Here is a 13,409-nt window from a genome sequence, read left to right as displayed (position 1 = left end):
CCCATGCTATCAAATAGTTTGCTCTTTCGTACTACTTCCCTTTTCTTTATTAAAAAACGATATCTACCATTTACGGTTTTCGAACAGTTCCTGCACCTTTAAATGGATGGTCTTGTAATTGGCCTGAATTGCTGGATCGTCATACTGGTAAAGGCGGTTGGGCAACTCCCTTATGATTTTCGGTCTGGGAAAGCGGACCCTTCGATCCCTGCCATCCCCAAAGGCGATGAACTCTCCTTGTTTCAACCGGAAGAACAGGTCGGCCCGTAGTTTGCTCACTTCCTTCTCCCCTTTGGTGACCCTGGTATCGAACTTCCAGTTGCTGCTCTTGCTCACACTGCGGGTCGGCCGTTTGACAATCTCAAAGAAGCGTTCGTAGTATTTGGCAGTTTCAGGGTCGTTGGCCTTTCCAAAGAACTGATAGGACAGGTTGCTCAGGATGGCCCTACTCCCCTTTTCCCCATACATCATGTCGTTCTGGATCTTGTCCTGAAGGATATAAATGGTCGCGATGTCATAGCTCCGCAGGGTGGCCGGGATACGGTGCATGTTCAGCAACCGGATGGTCGGTGCTTCTTCCATCAACAAAAAGGAAGGGATCTGGCCCCGTACGCTCATCTGTTTGGTGATGGTGTGCAGGATGGTGGCGATCACCGGGGAATAGGCCGTCTCAAATTTGGGGTTGTTCACGATGGCGATCACCGCGGGGTTCTTGGGATTGTTGATGTCCAGGGGCACCTCGTCGGCAGAGAGGGCCATAAAGATGCGTTCGGTGCTGATCTTTTTCAGGGCATTGGCCAAGGTGCTCATCACCCCGGCCGTCTGCCGTTCGGAATCCACCCCGGAGAGAAAGGCGTCGGCCATGGCCTTGGAGGTAAAGTCCGATTCCAGAAAAGCCATCAACTGGTCCCGTTTCAGATATTGAAAGGAGGCCATCAAGTGTGGCAGGGTACAGTACCGGGGAAACTCCGTCTTCAGTTTCCAAATGAGCCCGCCCAACAATCCTTCCACGGCATCGTTGAAGAACTTGGAGGAGCCATGGGCCAAGGACTCCCGTTGTTCGAGCAGGTTTTCCAACAGGACCCTTGAGATTTCGTTCACGCTCTCCGCATCGGGCAGGTAACGTGGGGCAATGGGATTCACCTTTTTGTGGATATCGTCAAAGGAGACCACATGGAAGGGAATTTTACTGCCCCTGAACATGGGATAGGCCATTTCGGTAATCTCAAAATGCTTGTAGTCATGTATGACCCCTGGGAACTGGTACCGGTTCAGGTGTTTCAGCAAGCTATAGACCACGGATTCGGTCTTCCCGCTGCCCGAGGAACCAATGATGGACACACCCCGCTGAAGGTTTTGTATGGTAAAGTTTCCCAACCGGACCCTATACTGCTTAGGGATGGAATCGGATTGGAACCCGTCCCAAACCAGATAGCACAACAAATTAAGGACCACCAAGGGAAGGATATGATGGAGCGTTACCTGGAGCAAGGTATCCAGCCCAAAACCCAGATACACCACAACCCCCAAATAGGTCCATAGGCCCATGATACATCCAAAGGCATATTGGGTATAGCGGTATACCAACAGAATCGTCCCTATCGCCATCACATAAAACAAAATAAATTGAGCTTCCATATCAGATTTCGATATTGCTGGCGGTTCGGGCCACCTGCATGGCCTTTTTGAATTCCTTGATGGTCTTTAGGGCCAGGTCCACCTTGGTCTTGGGAATACTTATTTGGGGAATATGCACCCCTGCCTTGCCCAGGATCTTAAAAGCGGCGCTGCGTTCACTGGTCGGCAGTCCTATCAGTTTGGCAAAATAGCCATAGGGATTTACATTGAACTCCTTTCGGGCCTGGTAGGTCTCCACATAGTTCCGGTTGTATTGGAAGAGGGCATCGAAGCGTTTTTCCGCTTGGTCATAGAATTGGTTCCGATTGAACCCCCGCTTGATCAGCTGACCGTTGAGGGAGGCTTCGGATTCGATATACCGGCTGCCAGGGGACAAGCTCAATTTGTTTTCGGCATCCTTCCGGCTGACAATGATATGGATGTGGGTCTGGAGTCCCGGCTTCTGCATCCCCTGTTTGATGGGCACCCCATCGATCTTGTGGGGCGTATCCCGAACCAATTGCTCGATCTCACTTTGAATGGCCTTGGCATTGCCCGTGATCTCTCCCCGTTCCAATTTCCGCAGGTCGTTTTCCAGTTTGGTGATCCGGGCCCTATAAGGTTGGTTTTCCTTAACCTGTCGGTCAAAACCTTTGAACTTACGTTCGTGCTCGATCTTGGCAAAATATTTGACATCGTCCACGGTCACCTCCCTATCCCGGTGAAAGGCTTCGGCATAGTCCTTTATCACTCCCCGGACATACTGCCGAAGCTTTTCGGGGTCGTTTCCGATATGCCGGAGCTCCCGTTGGCTCGGGTTGATGGTCAGGGCGTAGAACTTGGGCTCCCTCTTTTTGAGCTTGGCCGTATTCTTATCGATTTCATCGACCACCCGCTCCGGGGAAACTTGATTATTGTTCTGGTCAAAGAAATGTTCTTGGTCCTCTGGGGACCTATCCTCATTTTCCTTTTCTAGATAGGCCACATAGTCCCCAGCACTTTGGGAGAAGTGGTTATCGAGATGCTGTCGTGTGATAGTAATGTACATAACTATTTCGCTTTATAGGTGAGTTGGATCCGTTCAAATTCTTCCTTGGGCAGTTCCAGAATGATCTTCGGCTTGCCGAGGCCTCGGGTGGAGATCTTAGCGTTTTTCAGGAGCAGTTCCATATCGTTTTTGATTCGATTCAGTTCCTGTTGGAGCTGGGTGTTCTCCCGTTCCAGTTCAATGCCCCGTTGGGCGGTGGCAAAGAAATTGTCGTTCCTCCGGGTCTGGGACTCCCGTTGAGAGGGATGGCTTTGAGTGGGTTTGGGTGCCTGCTCAAAGATGAGCTGCATCATGGCAGTGGTGGGACCCGTCTGGTGCTTTTCGATGTCCTTGACAATGGCGATCAGGGCATTGATCCGTTTCTTGAGGTTGAGCTCCAGACCATGAAGATCTTTGCCCAGGTCGCCAAAGGGATTGATCTTATACTGGACGAAGAAGTCCATCATGGCCTCCAGGGTCTCGGTATGGGTGTGGTCCAGTTCCTTGGAAAATTCCCGGAACCGGTTGGTGGTCTCCACCCTGAAATTGATACGTGCAAAAATGACGGTCATAGCGGTTTTTGGTATAAATGGGACAGTGGTTTTCCCTGTTTATGGGGCTTCCGGGAGGCCACTGTCCCAATGGTTCGACTTTTTTTATTGGAAAGAAACGGTCCTTTGTATAGCTAAAGCCTTGAAATACAAGGAATAATAAAGGGTCTATGACCCCACAACGTCGCGATAGCGCGTTGTCGTCTTGCTCTTCCGATTTGTGCGCCGGGCCAAAATTTTGGCTTGGTGCACCCCGGTCCGTTCTGTTTCCATGTCGAATGTATTCCAGTGCTCAGGAGGTTATTGATGTGGCGTATTTTTTAAGATTTGGACTGGGACATTTTTGCGGGATTCTTGGCAAAAGGATAAAAACGTTGAAAATCCCGTAACCCTCGGGCATTAAAAAACCCCTGATTTCTCAGGGGTTGCGACAATTTCGGGAGGGATTTATAGGATGCCCTCGTCCGCAAAGCTGTAATGGCTCCCATCAGGTGCCAATATGATATGGTCGAGCAGACGGATGTCCAGAATGGCACCCGCTTTTCTGATCTTTTCGGTGATCTGTCTGTCCGCTTGGCTAGGGGTCAAGGTGGCACTTGGATGGTTGTGGGATAGGATGATCCCTGTCCCAGCCACCTTTAGCACAATCCCGAAAAGCAGCCGTACATCGACGATGGCGCCTGTCATACCCCCATGGGACAGTTCGATAATGGCCTTGACCCTGTTGCCATTGTTCAATATGGCCACTTTGAAGGTTTCATAGAGGGCAATGGTATCTTGGTCCCAACGTTCATAGAGCAGGGCGGCGGTATCCTGCGAACCGCTGATCTTGGGCCATTGTCTTGAGGGGATGCGCTGTTTGTAGCTTACTTTTATTTCATTAACTTTCATGTCCTTTAACTTTCGATGGTTAGGGGATAATCATTAACTAAGGGGTGTCTTTTCCAAGGGGACACCCCTTTTTGGTTTTAGTACTCCGAGGGCAATAACAGGGTATTGTCCACAAAGTAGAGTTTGAGGGCATCCATTGGAAAATCTGTGATGTGGTATTTCTGCTCGGTAAAAACGGTACCGTTCCCATCACCATAGGTAATCACCGCATCAAAACCGACCGCTTCCCTTTCTGCCTCGGAATAGCGTTTGAAATCCACGGAAATGAACCAACTCTTGTCCATCAGGCTCTTGCCCATGACCGATGCGTCCGTCAACAGCCAATAGGCTTTGGCCGCTTGCGCAAGGAAACGGATGCCATCGGTGTACAGGGTACCGCAGATGGGCAGTTTGTAGATTGTGCCGGTGGCCTGGAAATGGGCAAGGTTTTCCCAAAGCTCCCGGGCATCGGGAACCTTGGGAACATTGCCTTTTGCATCAGTCCGCATCCCCATCGGATTTGCTGCCCAAAAGCAGGATCTCATCGACCACGATGTCCGTTACCCTGCGCTCGTCACCGTCCTCGGTATTGTAGGTACTGGTCTTGAGCTTTCCCGATACGGCCACCTGCTTGCCCTTGGTCACATACTTTTCGATGATCTCGGCGGTCTTGCCCCACGCCTTGATATAGTGCCAATCGGTGGTCTGCACCTTTTCACCATGCTCATTGCGGTACTGTTCGTTGGTGGCCATCGGGAACCGTGCCACGATCTTCCCATCGTCCAAACGGGTCACTTTGGGGTCATCGCCCACATTTCCGATCAATGTTACTTGATTTCTGATACTACTCATAATAAAGGATTTATGGTCTGTCAGGTTCGACAGACGGGTTAAACAATGATTTTTAAAAACTGGCTTACTTATTATATCCGGAGCATTTTCCTTTTTTTGATTTTTTTGTGCCGTTGCGATCTGTTGTTGTGGATTTGATTTCATGTTGGACTGTTTTCGACTTACTTCCCATAGAGCCACCGCATTACCTTTTTTTGATGCTGTTGGACGTACAACCCCCAGGCTTGCACGGGGCGTATAAATAGCGAAGCGGCTTTATGCCGCCCGCAAGGATGGGTGTTGTTATTTTGCCATCCAAAAAAAGGGAGTGGTACTAAGGTGTCGGGCAAGTCGGGAACGTCCCGGAGAAGAAAGACCGTCAGCAACGCATCGGCACAAAATGCATTATGGAAGGAATTGGTATCGGAATGATAGCTCTTTGGGCCTATGGCTGGATTTCTGCCCACAAGAGAGGGTGTTCACTTGCTGCATGCGCTCTTTTTTGGAGGGTGGGATAAATGGGCCATTTCCCGTGGTTGTCGGGCCAGATACCCTTACGGTGGAGCCCTGCCCCTATGGAGCGTTCCCAAAGTGGGGGAGAGACCAGAAGGTAGTCCTGCTGCTTAAGATTGATGCCCTTTCGGTAGGCGGTCATGCTGTGGTAATGGGCATGGTTCCCCAAATCAGTGTCCGATACGAACCTTGGATGTCGGGATACAGATTGCAGGTCGGTCTCCCGTAACAGAGGTGCCAGGGTATTGGCAAACGAGGGGTCATAAAAAGTGCCGCTGACCATTATGCTCTGATGCCCTTCACTTCTCAAATTACCATAAATCCTGGCCAGGGCATGTGCTTGCTCTCTGCGAAACTGTTCCGATTCCTTGGAGAACTGCGCACATATCAAGACCATTGTACCGTGGGTATCCGATGTGATATGGTATTCCTGACAGTTCAAAGGAAAAAGCAACCCTCCTTGGCTATTGCGCAGGTAGCGGTGGGTCACAAGGCCCCGGAGATGGTGTCCGCCGTACAGCACGATCCCAAAGCCCCTACCCTTCCCCTCATTTCCCTCAAAAACGTGGATCTCAACATCATCCAGCATGTGGGTTTGTTGCAGGTACGTTTGGTGGAATGAAACCAATGAGTACAGGTCTTCCACTTCTTGAAGGAGGAGGATGTCCGCCCCTACGTCCAGGATCGTTCTGGCCTTATGATTTTGCGATTGCTTAGGAACGGGTCGGGTGTGGATAGGCAGCCAACCGTTCCACAGACTACTGGTACCCGCCTTGGGTTCCCCGCCCTGTACCCCCTGTTTGAGGTAGAGCTCCCCATTGCGGGTACGCAGGGTACCATAACGGTGCATATCCACTTGTTCAAAACCCAGCAAAAAGGAGAGCTCACGGACCCGGTCGATGTCATTGGGTGATTTGTCAGCGCGGAGCATGAGGTCGTCAAGTTCTGCCACCCATTGTTTGACATTGTGGGAGAGGGTATTCTCCCAAAGGGATTTGTGTCTGTGGAAGAGGTTCTGGATGTTATAGGTGGCGATTTTCATTTTCTTTCGTTTATGGTTTTTTGTTGATGGTAGTTGGGGTCATTTTCGTTTGTCCTTTGTATTTTGGTCGAAGGCTATGAGGTTAAAGAGTTCGCGCATCCGGCTGCGGACGCGTTTGCCATAGCGTTCCTCTATTTCCTGGGCATTGAGATTGGTGGTGGCATGGGTTCGGGTACCGGTCTCCATGAACAGATCGTGGCGGGAAAGCAAGATCTCGCCCATCACATTACAGTCCTTTCCAAAGTGCCGGCCTGTGGGTTCCACGCCGAGGTCGTCGAAACAGAAGAAACGTCCGTTGCCGTAATCCTCAATGATGCTGTAGCCCATATGGTTGAAGCCAAAGACAATGTTCCGGGCGGGAATTACCTCGTAGGGTTTAAAGTGGGGGGTGATATGACGGATAAGTTTCATTAGACTGGTCTTCCCACAGCCCACGGGGCCGGAAAGTAGAATACCCTTGTTGGGATCTATCCCGAGTTTGCGACAGGTCCCAAAATCCCTGATGGCATAATTGCAGAGTTTGAACAGCACTTCATGGTCTTCTTCGAAGATCTCAAAATCGGTACCAAAGAGCAGGTTGCCCTTGGCCTTGAGGAAGATCAGGATTTTCTTGAAATCATAGGCCACTTGCCTGCCGTCGAAATGGCCGAGGGAATAGACCATGGAGCCCAGGGTGATCTTAGAGGGGTTGGTCATAGTCCTTGTCGTTTTGGGTGATCAAATAATCCGGGTGGGCCAGGGTCAGGGACATTGGCCCTCTTTTAGTCATGGGGTCGGGGTGTTGCTGTGCGTCGGCTTTTAACATCCAGTTTTCGGCGGCGGCCTGCCAATCCTGGATGGGGGCTTTGCCCATTTTCCATCCGATGGCGCTGTAGTGCATAAAAAAGCGTTTGGCCTCATAAGGAGACCCTTCTTTTTTTTCAAAAAAGTCCAAGGCCTCTTTTAGATTTTTTGGTCGGGGCCCGTTTATATCCGTTTTATGATGTTTGTTATGTTTTATTTTAGGGACCGATACTTGTCCATCACTTGTTCCATGCTTGTCCAGTGCTTGTTCAGAGGTTGTATCAAAAATGAGCATCTTGATCTGACTGCCCTTATATGGGTTATGCGAGGGCAGGTACAACAGGTAGTTCCAAGAATCCAGGGCATGAAGGCATCGATGATAGGTGGCCTTGGAACCGATCTTGGACCAGGCCATGATCTCGGCCCTGTCCACAAAGAAGAAATCGGGAAATCGATGGATGTTCCAGTATTGGAACAGGGCCATATAGAGGCTGATATGGGTGGGGTTGGCACGACGGTCCCCGGCGAATTTCCGGAGTACCCCGTTCAAGTGGCGGATATAGTTCATCACGTGTCTCAATGAAGATTTTGGGTTTGGCCCTGGCCCAAGACCCTTTGGATATGTTCGGCGTCGTAGTAAAGGATATTGCCCAATTTGGAGTAGGCCAAGGTCCCATTGGAACGGAGGTTCTGGAGGGTCCCTGCACTGATCTGGAACATTTCCGTCACTTCATGGGTCCGGAGCCACTTTTTAGGTCTTTCGCCCAGGTATTGGATCAACAGTCCCTCGATTTCCTTTAGGAGTTCTACCTTGAACTCTTGAAGGTCTTCTTGAGTGATGATATTTGCTCCCATGGTACAATGATTTAAATTGAGGAGACCTTCGCCTTACTGTCACCTATTTTGATGGCCTCTTTGTTGATTTGACTTTCGTTCGGTAAAATTGATGGCATTTATCGGGAATCCATCAGAGTCCGGACCGAGTTCGGTCATATTTTAACAATTGATGGATTTGGTGCCATTTGAAGTGATTCGGTGTCCAACAAATGGTATCGGATACGCTAAAAGGAAAAACTGTTTATGGGATGGACAAAAAAACCGAGTATTCACCGAACTCGGTTTTTCCTTGAACGTCCGCAATGCATTCGATAATCTTTCTTGATTCCCTGGCCACTCCCTTAACAGAAAGCTACAACACTGGTCCGGGACCTGAAAGCTCCCAAACTATTGACTGTTTTGACTTCCTCCCACATCTTGTTTTGACATACTTAAAAATTCAGAAAAACTTAATATTATACTGGATCTTGGCCATAAAGAAAACAGTACCTTTTGCATTGCCTTGACATTAAACATAACAAGTTGAAAATCAGAAATTAAAAAATAAATTCAAATGAAAAGAATCATACCGTTATTGGTCATCGGGATACTTTTTACAAATTGTTCGGACGATAAAGAGGATTGCTGCGTAACGATCGACACTGGAATTTCAATAAAGTATCTCAATAGTTCCGGGGAAAACCTGTTTGCCATGGATAACGGTCCGACCGAATCGGACATTACAATATACCACAGGGAAAATGGAGTGTGGCAAAAGTACCACCAAGGAAACCTGGACCATCCCAAAGGTATCATGACCCTAGGAAAAGGGGATGAAACCTATTTAATGGTCTTTCCAAGCAATATAATCGTGGAGAACAATTGTTCTGAAACGAAAATTGAATTTTCAGACCCAGATCTGGGTTCGGACATCCTCAAAGCTGAAATCGACAGGGACAATTCCAATGAAATCGTGACCAAGGTGTGGTATAATGGAGCATTGAAATGGGAATCCCATCATACTGAACGTATGTTCGAAATCATTAAATAAAAGCTGTCCCCACTATATACGGTACTATAAACCCAGCCAACGACCTATCTGATCCATGAAAAAATCCTTATTGAACTGGTTACTCCTTTCTTTACTGCCAATGGGCTTCTTTTCTTGTTCAAACAATGATGATGGGACCAATTGTCCAGAGACCCATGTGACCATGACCATAAATGGGGAATCCCAATCTTTCGAGGCAATGGGGCGTGGAATCGATCTGCGCCAAAATCGCTATGAACTTCATCTAAACTTGGACAGAAGGAGCAACGATCCCTCCAGGGAACAGGGAATTTCCATCATCTTGCCCTATAAAAAGACCGGGGCAAATGTAATAGAGCAGTTCATCTACCATCAATATATTGACAATGTCCCATTTGATGGGGATTTCTTGGATGGGGAATTCCAAAGCAATGTAATGATCAATACCCATGAATGCTTTTATGCAACTTTCTCGGGAAAACTCCATGATGGGAACCAAGAGGTCACCATTACCAAGGGGGAATTGCGCTATACCTACGAAGAACCCTTTGAGGAATAAAACGAATCCAGTCTTTTATCCGCTGTCCACACCATCTTCATCCTCCATCTTTGTCAGGAGCCGATAGACCATCTCTTCCAAGAATTTCACTCGGGAACCCTTCCGGGACTTCAGTTCATTATAGGTCCTTGTATGGTTTCCTCTGGGGACATCCAGAAAGTTGCCCAGTATTTCTATAATTTTTTTGGTATCCTCCCGGCCACCGTCGATTACCCCCATTTCCTGAATTCCATATACCAATTCCACAAAACCTGCATAAGAACCTGTCCATTTAAGATTGTCTTCTGTATCCTGCTCGGTCTTTGGCACCGACCCTTCTTTTTTCCCTCTAAGATAGTTCGCATAAAGACCGTATCCCCGGATACGAGCCAATATCTCATCATGGGACGTATTGAACGACCTATCCTTGAAATAGGGCTGGCCCTTGATCCAAGGAAACCTGTTCCTATGCTTACGGGTAAAGAAATGCTTGTCGAAATGCTGGTAATCCTGATCTATATAAATCAAAAACTCGATGTGCTTTCCCAAGAAAACATTTACCTTATCCAATTGTCCTTGCAAAAATTCCAATCGATGGGAATCCCCAGATTGGGGGTCCCGTAGTTCACAGAACCGTACTTCCGTGTAGTAGACTAGGTATTTCATGGGGATTATCTTCAAATACTTGAAAAATTGAATTTCCATATCCCTGTTGGCAAAACCCTCCTTTTCGACAACTTGCTTCAATTCCTCCAAGGTCTGGTTACAGAGGGCCAGACCATTCACCGCCTCCCCCAAGATGTCTGAAGCGGTGTGCCTAATACGCTTTAACTCTTTACTGAATCTGGATAATATCTCATTGTACGGCATTTCCTTTTCTTTTGTTTGTCGGTATACCATGGATATGTTGGTCGGTTATGGTTTCCTTTTTATTTACATTTTTTTGGTCTTATTTTTACATTATCGTTTTAGGGCCAAAAAAGGGCACGGTGTGTTCCGCGCCCTTTCATGTTTTAAACTGTGGTCATAGCATGCCCTTCTCCTCCAGTATCGACATCAAAATGATGGACAACAGGTAGATCGAGAACAGTATCACCGAGAGCAGCATCAATAGCTCCAAGGGGTTCCCTCCCTTATTTTCCTCCAGCCCCACGTTTAGTCGTTCCCGTTCTTCCTGATTTCCCGGTATACCTTGACCAGGGTCCCCTTTCGGTCCACATAGCTCTCGGTCAGCCGTTTCAACCGTTCGATCATCTCCAGGTATTCCCCATAGATCTCCTCCAGTTTCTCCCCCAGGTCCAGCATGTCCGTGTTGTCGTGCCCTTCCCGTTCCAATCTTTTGGCCATGGCCTCCACCCTGCGTTCCACCTGTGTATGTTCCTTTCCCGTAATCCCTCTCATTTCCCATGATTGCCTTCATGACAGTGCCCCCTGCCATGGGGACAGGGTCCCCGTTCCCGTTTTCTCCCCGTCAAAAGTCAGGTAGGCGTCCTCCTCCCTGCCTGTGGTAAGGACATAGATCTTATCATCCAATCGGGCCCATTCTATATAACGGAACCGCAAGGCCACCTGTACCAGTACCTTTCCGGTGGACGTCTCCGGCCATGTGGGTGCCGAGAGGGTCACCGTGCCCCCTAGGGGCGATACCCGGCGGACGTTCCCGTTCCCATCCTCCACATAGCAGTTCCCCTGCACATCGAGACCCAATAGTTCCGGATGGTCGAACCGGGCCATATGGCCCGGACCGTCACGCTGTCCGCATTCCCCACCGGCCAGTACCGAAAAATGCCCCGAGGGACCTTTTTTCCAGATTAGGTGGCGGTACCTGTCCGCCAGGTACACCGTCCCCTCGGGGGAAATCCCCGCGGCCGTGGTATGGGTCTCCGTGAAAAGCCCTGCAGATAGCCGTGCCCATAGGCGATGCCCCCATGTCGTTCGTGTCCTTGTCCTCATTTTGGTCGTTGTTTGGTCTTGTTATATTGTCTAGGATCGGCTTCCTATAGTATGCCGTTGTCGAGGGCTCATAATACTGATATAAGTGCCATCAGTAGATTATAGTGCCCAAATATTGATTTTGTCCCTTCTTTTCAATTGACATCTATTTTTTGTGTTTAGTTAAAAAATCCCAAGGAGAGGGCACGGTCATACCCAGCCCTGGGAAATTTTGGCAAGAAAGTGGCCAAGAGAAGGTTTTCTTCCCCCTTAGTCTATCTCTAAAACAAAATAAGCGGCCTCTTCAACTCCCGTGAATAATACTTCCACATTGCTTCCGTCCAATCCAGCTCTTTTTATTGGTCCATTCGCAAGACCGGTATAGGTACACCAAAAGATAAATTCATTTTCCGTGTCGATTTCGATATCATAGGGCACTTCATAATCTTCCTGATAAATAATTTCTGAGTGCGAAACAACCTCTGTAAGTTCTCCAGTACCATCTATATTCCCAATATAAATTGCATTTGACAGCCCAAATTCCGCTCCTTTATCTATGACATAGATTTTTCCATTTGTTTCATCTAATGCAATGTTTGCTGGTAAAGCTTCTACCTCTCCTGTCTCAAAAAGATCATTATCAAAGCTAAAAAGTATGTTCGCTGAGTGAGATAATCCGTTTAGATTGATTACTCCTACTTTTCCTCCGTAAGAATTTGCATAAAATAATTTTGAGCCATCATTTGATAATTTCACTCCACTTGCATCATCGAAGCCACTGCTTTCATCTTCAAAAATTAACTCATGAGACAAATTGGACAGATTAATTCTAAATATCACCGCTTTACTACCACCAACGATAGTATCTTCAAATCCTGAAACATATAGGTACTGATTTGTTTCATCAAGAACCAAATCATTAAATGCTCCTGTAGATATTAAATCATCAGTCCCAATTAAAATATTTGCTACTCCTCCAGAAATGCTTCCATAATAAATAGAACCATTTTGGAGCCAATAGATGTTCTGGTTGGATATATCTAAAACTACCCCTTTGCCACCAGATTCCCCAAACAAAAGATCAATTTGTGCTCCAGTATCCGTAATTGTACCCTTATATACTCCACCATCCGCGGTCCAGTATACAGTCTTTACATCTACCGGAGTAGCATTAATCATGAAACTTACTGCGTTTGAGATTTTTTCATTTACCTGAACAGTTATAGTTGTCTCTCCTTCCGGTAATCCATCAGGAATGAAAACCGTGATTTCAGAATCTACGTCGGGGTAAGTAATCTCTCCACTAAATGACTCAACTGTGGCCTCTATTTCCCCAAAATATACTTTTGGCACTACCTGTTCATTTACATCTGTAAAGTTTACCCCAATGATGGTAATCATATTGCCTGAAAAACCATCATTGGCCGAAAGGCTCACAATCTCAGGATCGCTCAAAGAAGTATCTAACGTAAAATCAGATTCCGAGGCTATCTTTTCTTCTCCAACTACTATGGTAATGGGACCTGTCTGAGCATCACGATGAACCTCTACTACTAACTGGGTAGGGCCAGCACTGATCAAAGTTGCTATCTCGTCATTGGTTCCGTATCCCCCTTGGTGTGTTCCATAAAAGTAGACCTTGTTTTGGGAATCCACATCGGAAAACCCCGTCCCCGTAATGGTAACGGTCTCGCCTATGCGTGCCGTTGCCGGCTCGATTGCCGTAATGGTCAATTCGGTCTCCCCGGGCCCAGGGTCTGGTCCATCACCCCCGTCATCGTCACTACTACAGGCGGTAAACAGTGTCCCTATCAGTCCTAGGAACATAAACATGATTGTTGTTTTGGTTCGATTTGTTC

At 47.8% G+C, this 13,409-nt stretch carries 16 protein-coding genes; 2 read left to right on the top strand and 14 right to left on the bottom strand.

Annotated features, from left to right (window positions below; all coding sequences use genetic code 11):
• Positions 1–63: 63 nt before the first annotated feature.
• From GVT53_RS05195 to GVT53_RS05150, 10 genes are all read right to left on the bottom strand, one after another.
• Positions 64–1,638 carry a type IV secretory system conjugative DNA transfer family protein gene (locus GVT53_RS05195; protein WP_166247752.1) on the bottom strand — a complete coding sequence of 525 codons (1,575 nt, stop codon included), beginning with the start codon at positions 1,636–1,638 and terminating at the stop codon, positions 64–66.
• Position 1,639: 1 nt separating this feature from the next.
• The gene (gene mobB / locus GVT53_RS05190) at positions 1,640–2,665 is read right to left on the bottom strand and encodes a MobB family relaxase (RefSeq protein WP_166247751.1); all 1,026 of its coding nucleotides are present in this window, start codon (positions 2,663–2,665) and stop codon (positions 1,640–1,642) included.
• A gap of 2 nt (positions 2,666–2,667) precedes the next feature.
• Complete coding sequence (locus tag GVT53_RS05185; protein WP_166247750.1) at positions 2,668–3,216, bottom strand: BfmA/BtgA family mobilization protein; 549 nt, start codon at positions 3,214–3,216, stop codon at positions 2,668–2,670.
• A gap of 426 nt (positions 3,217–3,642) precedes the next feature.
• Positions 3,643–4,086, bottom strand: coding sequence for a JAB domain-containing protein (locus tag GVT53_RS05180; RefSeq protein WP_166247749.1), 444 nt, complete (start codon positions 4,084–4,086; stop codon positions 3,643–3,645).
• Positions 4,087–4,163: 77 nt separating this feature from the next.
• Entirely contained in the window at positions 4,164–4,574 is a 411-nt protein-coding gene (locus GVT53_RS05175; protein ID WP_166247748.1) for a DUF6876 family protein, read from the bottom strand.
• A complete protein-coding gene (locus GVT53_RS05170) occupies positions 4,564–4,917 on the bottom strand; it encodes a single-stranded DNA-binding protein (RefSeq protein WP_166247747.1) in 354 nt (117 codons plus the stop codon). The genes GVT53_RS05175 and GVT53_RS05170 overlap by 11 nt, the downstream gene beginning before the upstream one ends.
• Before the next feature lie 424 nt (positions 4,918–5,341).
• Positions 5,342–6,451, bottom strand: a complete 1,110-nt coding sequence (locus GVT53_RS05165; protein WP_166247746.1) for a hypothetical protein — start codon at positions 6,449–6,451, stop codon at positions 5,342–5,344.
• Between the two features lie 39 nt (positions 6,452–6,490).
• Positions 6,491–7,147 (bottom strand): ATPase, encoded by a 657-nt coding sequence (locus GVT53_RS05160; RefSeq protein ID WP_166247745.1) that lies wholly within the window; start codon positions 7,145–7,147, stop codon positions 6,491–6,493.
• Positions 7,131–7,802: a hypothetical protein gene (locus GVT53_RS05155; protein ID WP_417941821.1), complete on the bottom strand. Its 672-nt coding sequence runs from the start codon at positions 7,800–7,802 to the stop codon at positions 7,131–7,133. The genes GVT53_RS05160 and GVT53_RS05155 overlap by 17 nt, the downstream gene beginning before the upstream one ends.
• A gap of 8 nt (positions 7,803–7,810) precedes the next feature.
• A complete protein-coding gene (locus tag GVT53_RS05150; protein ID WP_166247744.1) occupies positions 7,811–8,089 on the bottom strand; it encodes a helix-turn-helix domain-containing protein in 279 nt (92 codons plus the stop codon).
• Positions 8,090–8,624: 535 nt separating this feature from the next.
• Between GVT53_RS05150 and GVT53_RS05145 the strand changes: the two genes are divergently transcribed.
• A complete protein-coding gene (locus GVT53_RS05145; protein WP_166247743.1) occupies positions 8,625–9,101 on the top strand; it encodes a hypothetical protein in 477 nt (158 codons plus the stop codon).
• Positions 9,102–9,156: 55 nt separating this feature from the next.
• Positions 9,157–9,639 carry a hypothetical protein gene (locus GVT53_RS05140; protein WP_166247742.1) on the top strand — a complete coding sequence of 161 codons (483 nt, stop codon included), beginning with the start codon at positions 9,157–9,159 and terminating at the stop codon, positions 9,637–9,639.
• A 15-nt stretch (positions 9,640–9,654) separates the two neighbouring features.
• Here the strand turns inward: GVT53_RS05140 and GVT53_RS05135 are convergent, their stop codons facing one another.
• From GVT53_RS05135 to GVT53_RS05120, 4 genes are all read right to left on the bottom strand, one after another.
• Positions 9,655–10,518, bottom strand: coding sequence for an RteC domain-containing protein (locus tag GVT53_RS05135; protein ID WP_205791896.1), 864 nt, complete (start codon positions 10,516–10,518; stop codon positions 9,655–9,657).
• Positions 10,519–10,773: 255 nt separating this feature from the next.
• Positions 10,774–11,019, bottom strand: coding sequence for a hypothetical protein (locus GVT53_RS05130; protein WP_166247740.1), 246 nt, complete (start codon positions 11,017–11,019; stop codon positions 10,774–10,776).
• A 15-nt stretch (positions 11,020–11,034) separates the two neighbouring features.
• Positions 11,035–11,571: an NHL repeat-containing protein gene (locus tag GVT53_RS05125; protein ID WP_166247739.1), complete on the bottom strand. Its 537-nt coding sequence runs from the start codon at positions 11,569–11,571 to the stop codon at positions 11,035–11,037.
• Positions 11,572–11,820: 249 nt separating this feature from the next.
• A complete protein-coding gene (locus tag GVT53_RS05120; RefSeq protein ID WP_205791894.1) occupies positions 11,821–13,383 on the bottom strand; it encodes an IPT/TIG domain-containing protein in 1,563 nt (520 codons plus the stop codon).
• Positions 13,384–13,409 lie beyond the last annotated feature (26 nt).

Source organism: Flagellimonas oceani (assembly GCF_011068285.1).
Taxonomy (GTDB): Bacteria; Bacteroidota; Bacteroidia; order Flavobacteriales; family Flavobacteriaceae; genus Flagellimonas; species Flagellimonas oceani.
This window is presented reverse-complemented; position numbering and strand designations above follow the sequence as displayed.

Bases quoted from the DNA above. Each gene is read 5' to 3' on its own strand.
- GVT53_RS05120 (WP_205791894.1), bottom strand. From the start codon at position 13,383: ATGTTTATGTTCCTAGGACTGATAGGGACACTGTTTACCGCCTGTAGT.
- GVT53_RS05185 (WP_166247750.1), bottom strand. From the start codon at position 3,216: ATGACCGTCATTTTTGCACGTATCAATTTCAGGGTGGAGACCACCAAC.
- GVT53_RS05165 (WP_166247746.1), bottom strand. From the start codon at position 6,451: ATGAAAATCGCCACCTATAACATCCAGAACCTCTTCCACAGACACAAA.
- GVT53_RS05130 (WP_166247740.1), bottom strand. From the start codon at position 11,019: ATGAGAGGGATTACGGGAAAGGAACATACACAGGTGGAACGCAGGGTG.
- GVT53_RS05135 (WP_205791896.1), bottom strand. From the start codon at position 10,518: ATGGTATACCGACAAACAAAAGAAAAGGAAATGCCGTACAATGAGATA.
- GVT53_RS05145 (WP_166247743.1), top strand. From the start codon at position 8,625: ATGAAAAGAATCATACCGTTATTGGTCATCGGGATACTTTTTACAAAT.
- mobB (WP_166247751.1), bottom strand. From the start codon at position 2,665: ATGTACATTACTATCACACGACAGCATCTCGATAACCACTTCTCCCAA.
- GVT53_RS05160 (WP_166247745.1), bottom strand. From the start codon at position 7,147: ATGACCAACCCCTCTAAGATCACCCTGGGCTCCATGGTCTATTCCCTC.
- GVT53_RS05175 (WP_166247748.1), bottom strand. From the start codon at position 4,574: ATGCGGACTGATGCAAAAGGCAATGTTCCCAAGGTTCCCGATGCCCGG.
- GVT53_RS05140 (WP_166247742.1), top strand. From the start codon at position 9,157: ATGAAAAAATCCTTATTGAACTGGTTACTCCTTTCTTTACTGCCAATG.
- GVT53_RS05170 (WP_166247747.1), bottom strand. From the start codon at position 4,917: ATGAGTAGTATCAGAAATCAAGTAACATTGATCGGAAATGTGGGCGAT.
- GVT53_RS05150 (WP_166247744.1), bottom strand. From the start codon at position 8,089: ATGGGAGCAAATATCATCACTCAAGAAGACCTTCAAGAGTTCAAGGTA.
- GVT53_RS05195 (WP_166247752.1), bottom strand. From the start codon at position 1,638: ATGGAAGCTCAATTTATTTTGTTTTATGTGATGGCGATAGGGACGATT.
- GVT53_RS05155 (WP_417941821.1), bottom strand. From the start codon at position 7,802: ATGAACTATATCCGCCACTTGAACGGGGTACTCCGGAAATTCGCCGGG.
- GVT53_RS05180 (WP_166247749.1), bottom strand. From the start codon at position 4,086: ATGAAAGTTAATGAAATAAAAGTAAGCTACAAACAGCGCATCCCCTCA.
- GVT53_RS05125 (WP_166247739.1), bottom strand. From the start codon at position 11,571: ATGAGGACAAGGACACGAACGACATGGGGGCATCGCCTATGGGCACGG.